This window comes from Loigolactobacillus iwatensis (genome assembly GCF_003950295.1).
Classification (GTDB): Bacteria; Bacillota; Bacilli; order Lactobacillales; family Lactobacillaceae; genus Loigolactobacillus; species Loigolactobacillus iwatensis.
Genome location: NZ_RHNP01000005.1, coordinates 67089 through 83424, shown reverse-complemented (window position 1 = coordinate 83424; position 16336 = coordinate 67089). Strand labels below are relative to the sequence as shown.

Below are 16336 nucleotides of genomic sequence, written 5' to 3'. Positions count from 1 at the left end.
AATTACTCGCATGACTAACACCTAGACCACTTATAAGTGAAAGCTGGCCGGTGTTGCACTTAGTTTGACAATTTAGGTTAAAATTTCATGTCAAAAGTTACGAATAATTCTAGCGTGGCAGGTAGATGTGTGGCAGTCACTTTATTTAACGTTATGCCGTTACCAGATTTAAAGGGTCTAGTTGTTAGCTATGGGTGTGCTATAATGGGGGCACTGTTGGGAGTTACAGAAAACAAAAAAAGACAGACGCTCTTAACGTCTGTCTTACTCAATGAAATAGATGGACCGTCGGGGGATCGAACCCCGGACCCACGGATTAAGAGTCCGTTGCTCTGCCAGCTGAGCTAACGATCCATGTCATCAACAAGAAATAGTATAGCAAATAATAATCAGTCACGCAAATCTTTTTTGTAAAAATTTTATATTTCTTTAAAGTTCAATGAAATCACGTGTTTATTTTTGTAAGAACGTGCTTTTATTATAAAATTACGTTAGCGTTTTAACTGGTAAGCGGTAAGCACACAAAGGTAAAATTTAACGCCTATTTTGCCAAGACTTACCTGAATGGTTATAATTGTAACCGAAGCGCATCCAAGGAGGATACCCACACATGGCAAAAAAAATTCTAGTCGTTGACGATGAAAAACCGATTTCTGATATTGTTAAATTTAATTTGACTAAAGAAGGTTATGATGTTGTTACGGCATATGATGGTGAAGAAGCTTTAGAAAAAGTAAGTGAAGAAAATCCTGATTTAATTATACTCGATCTAATGTTACCTAAGATTGATGGCTTGGAGGTTGCGCGTGAAGTCCGGAAAGATCATGATATGCCAATTATCATGTTAACGGCCAAGGACTCTGAGATTGATAAAGTATTAGGCTTGGAGATGGGCGCCGATGATTACGTAACTAAACCCTTCTCTAATCGCGAACTTGTTGCCCGAGTTAAGGCTAATCTACGCCGTCAAGGAACGATTAATAATGCTCAACAACAAGAAAATGATGAAAATAACGAAATTCAGATTGGTGATTTAACTATTCACCCTGATGCATATATTGTTTCTAAGCGTGGGGACAAAATTGAGTTAACCCACCGTGAATTTGAGTTACTACATTATTTAGCGCAACACATTGGCCAAGTCATGACGCGTGAACATTTACTCCAAACAGTTTGGGGCTACGATTACTTTGGTGATGTTCGGACGGTTGACGTTACAGTACGACGTTTACGTGAAAAAATCGAGGATAACCCAAGTCATCCAGAATGGTTAGTTACCCGTCGTGGTGTAGGCTACTATTTGCGAAACCCAGAAGCGGAATAGAGCCATATGCACTATTAGAAATAGCATCGCACTAGCAATGTGTTGCACTAATGCTTTTTACAGTATAGCCAATAAGCAGTACAAGAAAATTGTACTGCTTATCGTATATTGTCGTGGTGTTACAGCGGCTAATTAGCGTAAAAATTATTTTATATTTATTGGGCAACAGAAAGTCAGATTAAGGATTCATTATGAATAAAAAAATCCATTTTTTTCAATCAATTAATTTTAAAATTGCACTCGTTTTTATTCTGCTACTGATGGTAACCTTGGAAATCATTGGGGCTTATTTTGTCAAACAGTTAGAACAACAGAACATTCAAACTTTTAAACAGCAGGTTCAAACACCAGCTTACGTGAATAACCAATTGGCAGATGACTTATTGAAGACGGATGCAACTTCGGCCAACAAAGAGATCGGCAATGTTTTAGCGGACCTTAATAACTCCGCCGATATTCGCGTTGTTGATAGTAAAGGTATTATTCGTGGTACTAGTGATGTCAACGATCAAGGTGAAGTTGGCCAAAAAACGCCTGATAGTGACGTTAAGAACGTCCTCTATAATAATCGTTCGTACGAAACGTTGTCCTACGATAAAAAGAACCAAGCAAGCTATTACGTCACGATCGTTCCGTTAATTAATCCTAGCGGCGATAGTAATAGCGTGGTTGGTGCTATTTACGTACGCGCCAATATGAAAAGTGTGTATAAGGGGATTAATAGCATTACCATTATCTTTTTGACGGCTTCGTTAGTGGCGGCGCTTTTCTCTTCAGTAATTGCAATTGTGATTAGTCGTGCGATTACACGGCCAATTGATGAGATGAAAAAACAGGCTATTCGAATGGCCCGTGGTGATTATTCAGGGCAGGTTCGAATTTACGGTCAGGATGAATTAGGACAATTAGCTGTAGCCGTTAATAATTTGTCAGTTCGGGTTGAAGAAGCACAGGAGGCCTCAGAAGCAGAGCGTCGTCGTTTGGACTCGGTTTTATCACATATGACCGATGGTGTTATTTCAACGGATCGGCGGGGAAACGTGATCATTATTAATGAGGCGGCAGCTGATTTCCTTGATGTTGACGATAGCGCTGTGATTGGTCAATCAATTTTACAGATTTTAAAAATTGGGAACGATCACACTATTCGGGACTTATTGGAAAACCAAACGGAATTAATGTTAGATTTTTCTAGTCACGAACATGATTTAATCCTACACGCCGAATTTTCTTTGATTCAACGTGAAACTGGGTTTATTTCGGGGATCGTTTGTGTTTTACATGATGTCACGGAACAACAAAAGGATGAGCGCGAACGGCGGCAGTTTGTTTCCAACGTTTCTCATGAATTGCGGACGCCGTTAACTTCAATGCGTAGCTATCTGGAGGCCTTAACGGATGGTGCTTGGAAGGATCCTAAGGTTGCGCCAGACTTCCTACACGTAACGCAGGAAGAGACAGACCGAATGATCCGGATGATTAATGATCTGTTGAGCCTGTCCCGAATGGATTCCGGGACCGTCAAAATGGATATGGAGTTAGTTAACCTTAATGAGTTATTTAATTACGTGCTCAATCGGTTTGATATGATGATTAAGGCAGATACGAGTGCCGCGGACAATAATCGAACTGAGGCTAGAAATTTACCGGCCAACAAAAAATATTCGATTAAACGTGAATTCACTAAACGTGACTTATGGGTTGAAATCGACACCGATAAATTTATGCAGGTTATCGATAATATTATGAATAATGCGATTAAATACTCACCTGATGGCGGTGTTGTGACTTGCCGTTTACTGGAAACCAACAATCACGTTATTTTGAGTATCTCTGATCAAGGTTTAGGTATTCCTAAGAAGGACTTACCACACGTCTTTGACCGCTTTTACCGGGTAGATAAGGCACGCTCTCGGGCCCAAGGTGGTACTGGTCTTGGACTAGCAATTTCTAAGGAAGTTGTTGAGGCCCTTAATGGCCGTATCTGGGTAGACAGTGAGGAAGGTAAAGGCTCAACGTTCTATATTTCTCTGTCATATCAGCCTTACGATGAAGAGGAGGATGATCTCTGGGATGAAAATTAAAAATCTAATCCTGCGCGTGAGTTTGTCCGTCCTAATCGTAATCAGTATTGTTCTTTCAGGGTTAATTTGGACTAATAATGCACGTTTTCAACGGAATACGACTGACGTTACGCCCCAACAAACTCAACTGGATACTAAAAATTTAGCGGCCGTTTATCTTCCAACCCAAATTATGGCCACAACTAAACAAGGGCAAAAAAATCTAATTTATAATAAAAAAGAAAATTTAATTGATACTTTACGTAGTGATGTTAAAAAATGGCGTTTTGGTCGCCCTACAACCGTTAAATTGACGGCTAAGCAGTACCTTAAGCTCATTAATCGGGGTAATATGCTTAGTATTAATTATCCAAGTAACGTTTCTTACTCAATTTTTGGCCAAACTTTTGGTCAGAAAGTTAGCCAGCAGGACCGCAATAAAAATTTTAACCGATTATTGATCCCCTTAGGCAAAAAAGGGGTTGTTTACCTCTTAAGTGACCGGCAAACGCACGGATATCGCGTTAAAGTAAGTAAACAGAATTTAGCGGCTTTGAAAAAAGCAATCAATAAGGCAACTGTAAAAATGCCAATTAATGAGCAATTAATGAATAAGCGGCCACAAATTTTTTATGAACAATCGGTTCAAGTGGCGCAGTATAGTTACTTACTCAATAAGCAAAATCCAACCGATTTTGTTACTGCTTTACTTGGTGGTAAATCGCCTAATTCAGTTGACTCTAAAGAGGTTGGCGATAGCACAATTTATAATGATGGTACTTATAAGAGTCTTCAGGTTAACCATAAAAACGGTACGATTAATTTCGAAGATTATTCCACCAGCAATACAGCTAAAAACACAACGAGTATCTTAACCGACAGTTTTCGTGAACTATCGAATTTAGGGAATACACCAGTTAACATGCGTTATTTCTATTACAATCCACAAGATCGAACCGTCGTTTACCGTAGCTATGTTGAAGGCTTTCCGGTCTTTAACCAAACCAACTTTGGCACGGTTAAGGTTCAGCTGATGGCAACTGGGAATAAGCTAGATTTTTCGGTTTATTCGCTGCAAGTACCACTACCTTCGGACAAGCAAGCAGTAACGCTACCAACAACCCAAAATATGTTGGATCAGCTACAAAATGCCGGTTATAACTTAACGGATGTTAAAAGCGTTCAACTGGGTTATCATTGGCAAGTTAATCACTCATCGGATTCGGTGATTGATCTGACTCCTACTTACTACATTAACTATAACGGTAGTTGGTTGAGTTTAAGTCAAATGCTGAATGCCGATCAGAATGAAGATAGCTCTAGTGAGGAGGCGAATTAATTGGATTTCAAACGAATTGAGATTATTTTTCTAGTTGTCTTTGCTTGTTTGGATATTTTTTTATTCGTCTCTTACCAGCAAAATCAAAATATTGAGATGATCGATTCTAGCGTCTCACGTAATACAACAATTAAGCGGGAAATGAGTAATGATCAAGTTACCACACCGCATTTATCGAGTAAGACCTACACGGGGTATTACTTAGCTAGTAAACCTAACCGAACGTTGCAAGAGCAAAGTGAGCGTTTAACCGGACAACGAGTGACATTTAATGACAATCGTTTATACGGTCACTTTTACAACTCAATTTCAGCGCGCTCGAATCTGCGCTTAATTAATCAATTAAAAGAAATTATGAAAAATGAACACCAGATTCTGCATGGTGATCAGTACCGTTACTCAAGGGAATTTTCAACTGCAGATCGACTTGTTTTTACACAGAAAATCTCTGAAGGGGATCTTTATGACGAGGCCGGCGAGCTGGTATTTCAGGTGAACGATAATCATCAAGTCACTAATTATCAACAAACCTATATTAATCGGCTAACAACCTTACGGGAAAAAGAACAGACGATTAGTGCTAAGCAGGCCGTTCAAGATCTCTATACGGATAATGAAATTTCTTCTGGAGCAACCATTAAGTGGACTAGTGTTGGTTATTCGCGTTTATTGGACGTTAACAATAGTAGTGTGTATATTCCGGCGTGGTTTATTGCCATTGAAAGTAAAAATTCTGGTAATATCCAGATTAAACGGATCAATGCCTTTACTGGTGCATTAATGAAAAATAATAACGATAATAGCTTAGCAACTACCTCCTCTAATTAAAAGGTTGGAACCAAACCCAGTCGCTGACTGTTTCTGAGTATTATTCTAAAATGTGTGTGCCAAAAGTCTGGGTTCACGGGCCTAACTACAGCCAATCCAATAACCATAGTACAGTTATTGGATTAACTGACGGTATGCAGAAAACCCAAAATCGGTTTTTGGCGTACGCCCCTAATTAAGCGCGCTTGATCTCTGGAGAAGTGCATTTGGCCAATTTTCATGGTAGAATGCGGTAGATGAGTTTAACGGACAAAAGGAGATCACAATAGATGGACAACAAGGATGATCAATTGAAGGTCAGTATCTTAAGTAGTGGCAGCACCGGCAATGTGACTTACATTGAAACACCACAATGTAAAATTCTGGTAGATGCTGGTTTGAGTGGCAAAAAGATCGAAAACTTGATGAAAAACATCGGACGTGATCTAACTGCGGTCGATGATCTATTGGTTACCCATGAACACACTGACCATATCAAGAGTGTTGGGGTGTTGGCACGGCGTTACCCTAATTTAAATATTTATGCGAATAAGCTGACTTGGCAGGCCATGTTACCCAAGATTGGTAAAGTTCCAGAAAATCAACAACAAATTTTTGATACGGGTAGTTTTAAAGCGCTTGGTGATTTAGACGTTCAAAGCTTTGGGGTTTCCCATGATGCTATCGATCCACAATTCTATGAATTTCAACACGCCGGCAAGACCTTTGTTATTTTAACGGATACCGGCTATGTGTCAGAACGACTCAGTGCTGAAATTAATGATGCTGACGCCTATTTGTTTGAATGTAATCATGATGTTGAAATGTTGCGCATGGGCCTGTATCCTTGGCCACTCAAGCAACGAATTCTTGGCGATAAAGGGCACCTTAGTAATGAGGCCGGTGCGGATGGTTTAATGAGCGTCATTGGCAACCGAACAAAAAAGGTTTTCCTAGGACATCGTAGTTTGCACAATAACATGAAGGAACTCTGTCACTTAACCGTTTCTTCCATGTTAAAAGAACACGATTATGGTGTTGATCATGATTTTAAATTGTATGATACCGAACCCGATGATGCTTCACCACTAATGATAATTTAAGTTAAATAATTATAGTCTTCTAAACCCCTAAATTTGCGATAAACTTTGTTTTATCATAGGTTTAAGGGTTATTTTTTACGTACTTTATCAATTATTGTGTTTATTTCTTTATTTTTGTGGAATAAATCCTAACTTTTTCAAGAATTATTCAAATGTTTGCGTTATCTTATAGGTCGTAAAGCAATTTGTGCGTTATCCGTTCTAGTTTATTGGTGACGTGGTATATTTAGAAGTGTGGACTAAAAACGTAACGTATAAGGCTTATCTCAAGACTTTTTAGTCCGGAAATTGGAGGAAGATTATGCAAAACAAGCCTAGTTCTGGTCTTATTCGAACGGCAATCGTAGCCGTGGTAGCTGCTGTTATTGGTGGCGGTGTTGTTTACGGTGGTGCTAATTTCTTTAATAGTGGTAGCGATTCTAATGGTAGTGTCGTGAACACAAGTAAGGCTGGCAGTACTAAAGTCAGTAACGTTAAGGTTAGTACAAATTCACAAGTATCTAATGTTTTTAATCATACAAAAAATTCAGTTGTCTCAGTTGTAAATCTGCAAAAGCAAAGTAGTTCTGATAGTAGTGGATTATCCGAATACTTTGGTGGCAGTAATAGCTCTAGTGACAGCTCCAGTAGTAGCAGTAGTAAAGATTTGACGGAATACAGCGAAGGTTCTGGTGTGATCTACAAGAAGGCAAGTGGTAAGGCCTACATTGTTACGAATAATCACGTTGTTTCTGGCTCAGAAAAATTAGAAGTTATCCTGAGTAATGGCACTAAATTAGATGCCAAAAAAGTCGGTACTGATTCAGTGACCGATTTGGCCGTTTTAAGCATTGATTCGGCTAAAGTCACGCAAGTTGCCAGCTTCGGAAATTCCGATTCGATTAAAGTTGGTGAACCTGCCATTGCGATTGGGTCACCATTAGGTTCGGAATACGCAACGTCAGTCACCCAAGGAATTATCTCTGCTAAGAAACGAACCGTTCCAGTTCAGGATGAAACTACTGGTCAAGAAACAGGTGAAGCAACGGTTATTCAAACCGATGCTGCCATCAACCCCGGTAATTCTGGTGGTCCGTTACTAAACATTCAAGGCCAAGTCATCGGGATTAATTCAATGAAATTAAGTGGCACTGGAACCTCGTCTAGCAGTAGTAGCAACGCAACGGTTGAAGGAATGGGCTTTGCAATTCCAAGTAATGAAGTTGTTAAGATTATTGATCAGCTCGTTTCTAACGGGAAGGTTGTGCGACCAGCACTTGGCATTTCAATGGTTGATCTGTCTAACATCTCTTCAGCACAACAGAAATCAATTTTGAAAATACCATCAAGTGTCACTGGTGGGGTTGTCGTCATGTCTGCTAAGAGTAATTCGCCAGCCAGTAACGCCGGCTTGAAGAAATACGATGTGATCACGCAATTGGCCGGTAAGAAAGTAGACAGTAGCGCCGATTTGCGTTCTGAACTATATAATCATAATGTCGGTGATACTGTTAGCGTTAAGTACTATCATGATGGACAAGAAAAATCTGGCTCAATTAAATTATCGGAGAACACTAGTCAGTTAGATATTACTGATTAACTGAGGGGAGTGTTTGGAAAAGCGGTTAGATTCTGAGGATTACTAACGATGTCGATCGGACTAGGATAAACCGAAGTCCAAGTCGCAGCCTAAACAGCCGAATTACCTTTGAAAAAGGTGATTTGGCTGTTGTAGCTACTATTCCGCAATTGAGGATTATTAGCCTAAATCGCTAATAATCTTGATGCTTCATACGTTGTCCATTCAACTACTACTTCGTAATTACGGTTAGTTATTTGCAAAGATCGCAAATAACTTAGGATGCTTCGAATGTTGTCTATTCTTGTGGCAAAAACAAGGAACACAGTTATAAAGTCCATAACTGTGTTTCCTCGACTCAATTCGTCTCGGTCACCGCAAGAACTAGCAAGGCGAAAACCGCCAAGTTGAAACATGGCAACCGCAGGAATCTGCTTTTTCAAACACGTTTACACTAATCAGGAAAATACTAATAAAAGTGGTTAGATTCTACTCCGCAATTGAAAATTATTAGCTCAAAACGCCCATTGTAACGCCAAAACACTGATGTGGCGGTATAAAAAACTAGTCGTTATTTTTACGACTAGTTTTTTTGTGCTCAAAACGGATTTTTTAGAGTTATTCAAATAGTCTGGCGCGCTGATATCAAAATAGTGAATTCGGATTTTTTAGCAAGATTATCTGATGCTTACGCCAAATTAGGTTTAAGCGGGTAATTGGGTAAAAATCACTAGTTTTTAGATTAGCAAATAGTAATTATTCGTTAAAGTAAAAATTGATTAGACGATTTTTCGCTAATTTAATAGTCTTTCGTAATCAATTGGGTAAAAACGAACATTAAGTAATGTTAAGAAATAGATTTGTCAATGTTCATAAGGGTTGTTAACAGCTTTGTACACAACTGTGGATAACTAATAATTGCTAGAATACCGCTATTTTTTGTTTTTATGTTATCCACAGTTTGAATTTGTGCTTGTTGATAACTTGTAATTATTTAGATTAAGTTAGGACTTAAAGTCTGGTATAATAAGTTTTATAGAACGCAAGCGCTAACTTAACGAACGCTTTAATTTTTGGGGATAACTTTTTTACGAAAAAAATTAATTTTTTCTAAAATCAGTATTTTGTGGTCGAATTATTTTGACCCCCAACATTTTGATTTACGAGTTGTGTACATGTGGATAACTTTTGTGGATAACCTGTTATTTACGGTGGGTAACATTGCCCGCTCATCCACAGCTTAATAAAAAATAGGTTATAATTTTTGTTTAGCGACGCTTTTTTTGAGCTAGCGCGCTAGGATGTTATTTGGATAGTAAATTCTCAAATGGAGGACAAGCACGAATGAATATTAAAATAATTGGTGTGGGTAAATTGAAGGAAAAGTACCTTAAACAGGGTATTGCCGAGTACGCCAAGCGGTTAGATAGCTTCTGCAAGTTACAAATTATTGAAGTACCTGACGAAAAAGCACCGGAAAAATTAAGCGATGCCGAGATGATTGAAGTTAAGCACAAGGAAGGGGAGCGAATTCTTGCTAAAATTAAGGCTAAAGAATACGTTTATGCATTGGCGATTCAAGGTAAGCAGCGCGCCTCAGAACAATTTGCCGCAGAGTTTGATCAATTGACGACTTACGGTCATTCGGACATCACTTTCGTTATTGGCGGTTCATTAGGCTTATCACCAGAAGTTTTAAAACGCAGTGACGATCAATTGTCTTTTGGAAAGCTGACCTTACCCCACCAACTAATGCGGCTGGTTTTGATTGAGCAGATTTACCGGGCGTTTATGATTAATGAAGGAAGTCCATATCATAAGTGATGCGGTTTTTTCGTGATATTAACCGCAGGCCGGATCGATAGGGGTCTCCATATCATAAGTGATGCGGTTTTTGGAAAGATTGCCGATATAACGGGACTTATCTGGATATATTAGACTAAGATAAGTAAATAGACGCCACTCCTTTTGCGGGAGGGCGCCTATTTAATCTCTATATAATCTCTTTGTGTCAAAAAGTAACGAATTTCATGAATCAATGGCTCTAAAATACGACTCTATACCTCGAAAATTACGAACAAACGGACAACTACTTAATCATTTGTCCATGTATTACATCTATATTTTATTTGAGCAGTGCATCTGTTAAGGTATCCGCAAATTTCTCTGGTTTTTGCGCGTATCCTAGGTGCCCTCCGGAAATCATTGTAATTGGAACATCAATTTTTTTACTGATTGCTTGGTTAACCGTTTGTGGAAAGAATCCGGTTGAATCAGTTCCGTTGAGTAAAATAACTTTTTCTGAGTTGTTCTTAAAAATATTCCAATCAATAACTTGGCTCGTATACTGTGCGGATTCATATTTCAGCCAAAATAATATTGATTTCATTTTGGCCGGATCTGGTTTTGAGTCAGTTGCTAGGCCCATCATTTTAGCATCTAAGGGTTGAATGTGCATTTGATCAACGAATAAATCAGAGATAGCACCGAAGTTACCGTCTAAAACCTTTTGAACGATTTGTGCGGATTCTTTTTTGAACTGACCACCATCATCGATGACAGTAGCCAATGGACTTTCATGGATCGACACTTTAACAAAGTGGTTCGGGTTTTTAGAAAAGGCTTTTTCTGCGACAATCGAACCAGATGAGGAACCCATTAAATAAACTGGTTCATTAGGGCTGAATGTATCTGCAAGCGCGAAAATATCATCAACGTCTTTGTCAATTCGATAGTTACTATCTGGATCGGATGCGTTCGCGGGTAGTGGTGTAGGTACAACTGTTTTTCCATAGCCACGTCGGTCATAGGTAATGACTGTAAAGTTATTTTTTAAAGTTTCTGCAGTTGTGTAGAAGATATCACCAGTCCCATTTGCTCCTGGGATAAGAATCAAAATGGGGCCATGACCAACTTTATTAACGTTTAAGAGCGTATTATCGTTTGTTTTAATTTGCATTTAGAATCAGATCCTTTGATTTAATAAGATCATGATAATTGCAAATTGATTTAAAAAGAACAACACATCTCACGAAATGTGTTGCATTAACGAGGTTGACTTAATTTTTGATGATACGTTGCCATTTTTTCTGGAGTAGGGGGATTTTCTTGATCAAGCCACCATTTAAAAAGGTTTATATGACCACCAATAAAAAACTGCACTTGAATCTCAATTGGAATTGTTGTGGCTTGAGTGGAAAGTAGCTTTAAATAATTTTTTAAAACGATTGTTTGTAAACGGTCAATAAAATGATTCCAGCGATTTGTTTCCAAGAATCCTTGAAGTAGAATGCGATTTTCGTTTGTATATTGGTAAAATTGTGTAAAATCAATGTTTTTATTTTCGCTTAACTGAAAATGAGTCGTAATTTCAACTAGCATTTCTTCTTCCAGCCAATCTAAAAAGTCATCTAGATCTAAGAAATGGCGGTAAAAGGTGGAACGATTAACGCCAGCTTTACGTACAATGTCTTGTACTGTAATCGTTGAGAGCGGCCGACTAATCAACAAGCTCGCAAAAGCATTTTTGAAACGGGTTAAACTATTATTAGTTGTTTGTGGCATATGCGCTTTCCTTTCATAATGTTAGCTTCAGTATATATGAAATAATGAGGATAGTTGACGCTTTTTATCATTAAGGATGTTATAGACTTCTAAGTTATGAGCCTGATCGACAAACGAGACGAGTTAGAATGGCGGACTACGATCGCGCAACTGTATATACGTTGCTCTTACCATTGGATTATAAGCCACAATTTATGGCACTAAACCAAACAACAATGCTTGATGAATGGAAGAAATTGATAAAACATCTCAGCCGAAAAGTAAATTCTTACCTAGTGCTGATGCCATGACAGAAGCTGACATAGAGGTCGAAATCGATGTCTTGGACTCAACTGAATAAGTTAGAAAAAGAACCTGTGGCAAGCCCTGAAAAGCTTGTTGCAGGTTCTTGTCTTTGCCGATGAGAAAAGTTTATGTGCCACTATCTAAATTGATTTTAGATAGATAACATGCCTGTCGTGCCAAATAAATTTTTTCATCTAGCTAAACTAGTGGCAGTAGTCCGAACCTGGACCTAATGTCGGATTATTCTTTGACGGGCGGCAGTTTGGGCTGCCACCCTAGCACTATTTTTATGAAAACCCGTTTTCCCGGTAATAGTATTAAATATATTTATTATATGAATAATCTGGCTTATCAACAATCTAATGATTTTGCCTGTATCCTTCACCAACGCCGGGAAAACGGGTTTGAATGTCTGGGGAACATACGTGCTATAATGAATTTAAGAAATATTTTATTACGAGGAGGGGTAGCATGGTCACTGAACATCCTAATACTACGGGGCTTATTAATGCAGCAAATGAAAACTACAAAAATATTATCAATACGTTAAATATGAAAAGTACCTCTGCACAAGTTGGAATCGTTTCTGGATCGAGGTGGGAAAGTGCTTTTACGAAAATATCACTCATGCCTGAAGTTAAGTGGGCTAATGGTTTATCTAGAAGCTTGAATTCGACTGGAGCAATGAAATCGTTACCGAAAATAGCAGCAGGTGCTATAATTTTACCTAATGATCAGCTTAGTCATACTTTAAAATTGATGGGTGTTTCTGGCCTCCAAAAAAGTGCATTACAGTCGATCAAGGCAATGGAGCATAATTCTGTATGGAATAAGTTTGGAGTTAAGTCAGGGTTATCTGGAGCTTTGCAATCTGTAGTCAACGATAAAGCTAAAGTATTCCAAACGACCTTCGCTTCACCAACCTTATCCAAAATAGCTGCACGGCAACTTGGCCAACTACATATAGCTGACCAAATGGGGATTGTTGCGACTAATTCAGCCTTGCTTAGAGGCGCGACCTTACAGCCAACACTTAATAAAATACTTTCCAACCTAAATACTGAACAAACTGATAAATTGAATAATGCTTTTAATGAATTTACTGAAAATCTGCCAGAAGATGACGCAAATTCAGAAACGACGATAGACAAACAAGTGGCAAAAGAAGTTGCTGAATCATTTAAAACTGGAAATATTAGTAAGCTTAGCCATAAAGGTCGGATATTTTTTCAACAAATTCTTTTACTTTTATTACCTTTATTAATTGAACCAATATTGGGGGCAACACCGATCGGTCAGTCAATTAATCAATGGTTACAGGTTGATCTTGGAAATTATACAGATTTGGTTATTGAAGGTAACGGAATAAATCCCAAGCAACCCAAGCATGCTTATCGTACAGTTAGGGTTGATGGTCTGACGTTAAGAAATCGGCCCAAGCAACATGCTAAAATTATAAACGTTTTGGGAGAAGGAACGGTTGTAAAAGTAGTCCAGACTAAACGGCATTGGAAACGAGTAGTTGTTGCTGATGCTAACGGGACACAAATATTTGGGTGGACTAATACGACCTACCTGAAGGTTATTAAGACATATTAGGCTAAAATTGTGGTTTAGTTACTAAGCCCTACCTATTTTCATACCGCAGGGCAAAGTGAGATGCAAGTCCGTATCATAAATAATGAAATTGCATCAATTTATACAAAATAAACTGCAAGGAGTTAGTGTAATGATCATTAATCCAACGAAAAAGGCATTACCGATTTTTAATAAATTAGTTAAAGTGGAAGATGCCGCAATGGCTAAGCGTTTTGCCACGGTAAATCCATTATTTTCTTGGCACGCAAATTACTACTTGGTGAACCGGAAAAAGGTTGTTTTACTGGTTAATGATTTGACCTACGCCGCAGTTGCTTTATATGATATTAACGCCAAAAACAAAGTTAATTTAGAGCAATATATTAATGATGGTATTCGCGAAGCGTTCTTACTTGTTGGTGTCGCACCTGAAGATATTGCCGCGTATTTTGAATTAGCGGGAGCAGTTAGGCTAAACGCTGGGTTTAACCGTCAAGTAACAGGCGCGGTGACTAATATGATTTTAATGGTTAAAGAAGGCCGCCTAATTGATCGAACCAAATTAATTCAGACTAAATTAATGGACTATTTAATGCAGATTCCATTTAGCCAGAAGGACTACGCGTTTGCTAAAGATTCAGTCGCTAATGCATTTGCTACTGGGTTATCGATCACTAAGGTTAACGCTGCCGAAATGCAGGTAAGTGAATATCATGTCGACAGAACTTGGCTAGATTATCATCAATGGGATAAATATCAAGATAGTGAAGCACTATTTGCTGGCGACGGTCACCTTTATGAGCAAATTGGGGCCAAGGTTCTGGCTAACAATGCTTTACTTTTGGCAGAGTTTAAAAATTACTTGATAAACTCGACTGGATTAACTGAAAAAACCGCTAAAAAACATGTCAAGAATATTGAATTATTTATTAATGAATTTATGTTATTTGATACGATCAAAACGCCTTTAACAACAGTTGATGCCGTGCAACCATATTTGGCTGATTGGTTTCCGCGCAAAATTGCTTATTCAGCAAGTGAAATCAAGGCCAATGCAACTTCAATCAAGAAATTTATAAAATTCATGGAAGTTGCAGGTGAAATTAGTCAGGTTGATGCTGAACAGGCCAGAGCAGAGATAAAGGATGATATTGAATTCGGTATTGAATATTTACAACTTATGGATAGTATGACGGACTTCTGGTAATTTGCGTTGCTGCTTTTTTAGAGGATAGTGGAGTTTCGTAATCGACCACCTATCGTATTCCTTAAAATATTAACTAAATTTTTTAAAATCAGAATATGGATCAACAGAATTTCTGAAAATAAGTGTTGATGTAACACTACATTTCTAGAATTTAGGTGAGCAAATTAACTGCTTAATTTAGTGATCAGACCTATACTGTGTTTTAAATTAGTTAATATGAGGAGAATTTTGTAATGAAATTATTTCCATTGGGTTCAAGTAACATTATGGTTTCAAACATTGCGGCAGGTGGTATGAGGTATGCTAGTCTTAATTTAGCTCAAATGCAGAAGTTAATGCAGGTTGAAATCGATAATGGTATTAATTTTTTTGATTTTGCTGATGTTTATGGCGGTGGTCAATCAGAGCGCATATTTGGTCAGGCGTTAAAGCAGTCTAGCATTAAGCGCGAAGATTTGATTATCCAATCTAAGGTTGGACTGACTGACTTTGGCTATGACTTTTCCAAAGAACATATTTTGAATAGTGTGGATGGTATTTTGAGGCGTCTTCAAACGGATTATTTGGATGTTTTATTACTCCATCGACCTGATCCATTAATGGAGCCTGCCGAAATTTCATCTGCGTTTAATCAACTAAGGCAAAGTGGAAAAGTCCGCGAGTTTGGTGTTTCAAATATGAATACCTTTCAGATTGAGTTTCTACAAAGTGCCCTAAATCGGCCATTATTAGTTGATCAGGTTCAATTTAGTCTGATGCATACAGGTATGATCGATTTTGGTATTCATACAAACATGAAAGATTCACTAAGCATAGATCATGATGGTGGGTTATTACCTTATTCACAGAAGAATAAAATTACACTTCAGGCCTGGTCACCACTTCAGTATGAGGGACCAGTTAATGGCGGATTTATTAATGGTCAGTGGCAATTTCACGGTCTGATTACTGATAATCCGGAAATACCTCAGGTTAATAAGGTATTGGATCAAATTGCAAAAATTCACGGAGTGTCTAAGACTGCCATTGCGACTGCTTGGATTTTGCGTCATCCTGCACATATTCAAATGATTGCCGGCACAACTAATCCACAACATTTAAGTGATATTTTGGAAGCAAACGAAGTACAGCTTTCACGTCAAGAGTGGTATGCACTATACTTGGCTGGCGGGCACACATTGCCTTAGGTACGAAAATGTATTGATGAGATTTCTAAATGGTATCAATAAAATGATGTATAAGGATCAAATTGTTGGTCCCTATACATTTTTTGTATTAAACGTCAACGGGTTAGGGTTAATATGGCCATACCGATTAAAAAGATCAGCGAATAATAGATAATAACCGAATTTTAGGTTGTTTTATGCCTAATAGATGCCTGTCTCAGGCCATAACTGATGAATTAATTGTTTTACGAACGCAATGTCGTTTAACTATTTGGGCCTTAAAACACTATTAGAGTCTTTTATAAAAACTCAAGGACTTAGCAATATTTGCAGAATTTTTAC

At 38.1% G+C, this 16336-nt stretch carries 12 protein-coding genes and 1 tRNA gene; 10 read left to right on the top strand and 3 right to left on the bottom strand.

The genetic code is table 11. The annotated features are described in order from the left end of the window. Nucleotides 1–281: 281 nt before the first annotated feature. Nucleotides 282–354, bottom strand: a tRNA-Lys gene (locus EKM98_RS02885). 256 nt (nucleotides 355–610) lie between these two features. Between EKM98_RS02885 and yycF the strand changes: the two genes are divergently transcribed. The 7 genes from yycF to rlmH all read left to right on the top strand — a co-directional run bounded on the left by yycF (nucleotide 611) and on the right by rlmH (nucleotide 10018). After that, the gene (gene yycF, locus EKM98_RS02880; protein WP_068279467.1) at nucleotides 611–1324 is read left to right on the top strand and encodes a response regulator YycF; all 714 of its coding nucleotides are present in this window, start codon (nucleotides 611–613) and stop codon (nucleotides 1322–1324) included. Nucleotides 1325–1515: 191 nt separating this feature from the next. Then, nucleotides 1516–3408 (top strand): cell wall metabolism sensor histidine kinase WalK, encoded by a 1893-nt coding sequence (gene walK / locus EKM98_RS02875; protein WP_125980424.1) that lies wholly within the window; start codon nucleotides 1516–1518, stop codon nucleotides 3406–3408. Next, complete coding sequence (locus EKM98_RS02870) at nucleotides 3398–4726, top strand: YycH family regulatory protein (RefSeq protein WP_125980422.1); 1329 nt, start codon at nucleotides 3398–3400, stop codon at nucleotides 4724–4726. The genes walK and EKM98_RS02870 overlap by 11 nt, the downstream gene beginning before the upstream one ends. Further along, nucleotides 4727–5554, top strand: coding sequence for a two-component system regulatory protein YycI (locus EKM98_RS02865; RefSeq protein WP_125980420.1), 828 nt, complete (start codon nucleotides 4727–4729; stop codon nucleotides 5552–5554). It begins immediately after the preceding gene. A gap of 269 nt (nucleotides 5555–5823) precedes the next feature. Further along, nucleotides 5824–6636, top strand: coding sequence for an MBL fold metallo-hydrolase (locus tag EKM98_RS02860; protein ID WP_125980418.1), 813 nt, complete (start codon nucleotides 5824–5826; stop codon nucleotides 6634–6636). A gap of 301 nt (nucleotides 6637–6937) precedes the next feature. Next, a complete protein-coding gene (locus EKM98_RS02855) occupies nucleotides 6938–8215 on the top strand; it encodes a S1C family serine protease (RefSeq protein WP_068225899.1) in 1278 nt (425 codons plus the stop codon). A 1323-nt stretch (nucleotides 8216–9538) separates the two neighbouring features. Further along, nucleotides 9539–10018: a 23S rRNA (pseudouridine(1915)-N(3))-methyltransferase RlmH gene (gene rlmH, locus EKM98_RS02850; RefSeq protein ID WP_068225898.1), complete on the top strand. Its 480-nt coding sequence runs from the start codon at nucleotides 9539–9541 to the stop codon at nucleotides 10016–10018. Between the two features lie 301 nt (nucleotides 10019–10319). Here rlmH and EKM98_RS02845 read toward each other — a convergent pair whose 3' ends face one another. Together EKM98_RS02845 and EKM98_RS02840 are read right to left on the bottom strand one after the other, a co-directional pair. After that, on the bottom strand, nucleotides 10320–11153 hold the full coding sequence (locus tag EKM98_RS02845) for an alpha/beta hydrolase (protein WP_068225897.1): 834 nt from the start codon (nucleotides 11151–11153) through the stop codon (nucleotides 10320–10322). A gap of 86 nt (nucleotides 11154–11239) precedes the next feature. Then, nucleotides 11240–11758 carry a TetR/AcrR family transcriptional regulator gene (locus EKM98_RS02840; RefSeq protein ID WP_068225896.1) on the bottom strand — a complete coding sequence of 173 codons (519 nt, stop codon included), beginning with the start codon at nucleotides 11756–11758 and terminating at the stop codon, nucleotides 11240–11242. A gap of 756 nt (nucleotides 11759–12514) precedes the next feature. Between EKM98_RS02840 and EKM98_RS02835 the strand changes: the two genes are divergently transcribed. The 3 genes from EKM98_RS02835 to EKM98_RS02825 all read left to right on the top strand — a co-directional run bounded on the left by EKM98_RS02835 (nucleotide 12515) and on the right by EKM98_RS02825 (nucleotide 16015). Then, the gene (locus EKM98_RS02835; protein WP_068225895.1) at nucleotides 12515–13642 is read left to right on the top strand and encodes an SH3 domain-containing protein; all 1128 of its coding nucleotides are present in this window, start codon (nucleotides 12515–12517) and stop codon (nucleotides 13640–13642) included. Between the two features lie 130 nt (nucleotides 13643–13772). After that, nucleotides 13773–14828 carry a DUF6933 domain-containing protein gene (locus tag EKM98_RS02830; protein ID WP_068225894.1) on the top strand — a complete coding sequence of 352 codons (1056 nt, stop codon included), beginning with the start codon at nucleotides 13773–13775 and terminating at the stop codon, nucleotides 14826–14828. Nucleotides 14829–15061: 233 nt separating this feature from the next. Then, complete coding sequence (locus tag EKM98_RS02825) at nucleotides 15062–16015, top strand: aldo/keto reductase (protein WP_068279432.1); 954 nt, start codon at nucleotides 15062–15064, stop codon at nucleotides 16013–16015. The last annotated feature ends 321 nt before the right edge of the window (nucleotides 16016–16336 follow it).

Excerpts from the sequence above, each read along its gene's own strand:
- yycF (WP_068279467.1), top strand. The coding sequence starts at position 611 with ATGGCAAAAAAAATTCTAGTCGTTGACGATGAAAAACCGATTTCTGAT.
- EKM98_RS02860 (WP_125980418.1), top strand. The coding sequence starts at position 5,824 with ATGGACAACAAGGATGATCAATTGAAGGTCAGTATCTTAAGTAGTGGC.
- EKM98_RS02845 (WP_068225897.1), bottom strand. The coding sequence starts at position 11,153 with ATGCAAATTAAAACAAACGATAATACGCTCTTAAACGTTAATAAAGTT.
- walK (WP_125980424.1), top strand. The coding sequence starts at position 1,516 with ATGAATAAAAAAATCCATTTTTTTCAATCAATTAATTTTAAAATTGCA.
- EKM98_RS02840 (WP_068225896.1), bottom strand. The coding sequence starts at position 11,758 with ATGCCACAAACAACTAATAATAGTTTAACCCGTTTCAAAAATGCTTTT.
- EKM98_RS02825 (WP_068279432.1), top strand. The coding sequence starts at position 15,062 with ATGAAATTATTTCCATTGGGTTCAAGTAACATTATGGTTTCAAACATT.
- EKM98_RS02830 (WP_068225894.1), top strand. The coding sequence starts at position 13,773 with ATGATCATTAATCCAACGAAAAAGGCATTACCGATTTTTAATAAATTA.
- EKM98_RS02835 (WP_068225895.1), top strand. The coding sequence starts at position 12,515 with ATGGTCACTGAACATCCTAATACTACGGGGCTTATTAATGCAGCAAAT.
- rlmH (WP_068225898.1), top strand. The coding sequence starts at position 9,539 with ATGAATATTAAAATAATTGGTGTGGGTAAATTGAAGGAAAAGTACCTT.
- EKM98_RS02870 (WP_125980422.1), top strand. The coding sequence starts at position 3,398 with ATGAAAATTAAAAATCTAATCCTGCGCGTGAGTTTGTCCGTCCTAATC.
- EKM98_RS02855 (WP_068225899.1), top strand. The coding sequence starts at position 6,938 with ATGCAAAACAAGCCTAGTTCTGGTCTTATTCGAACGGCAATCGTAGCC.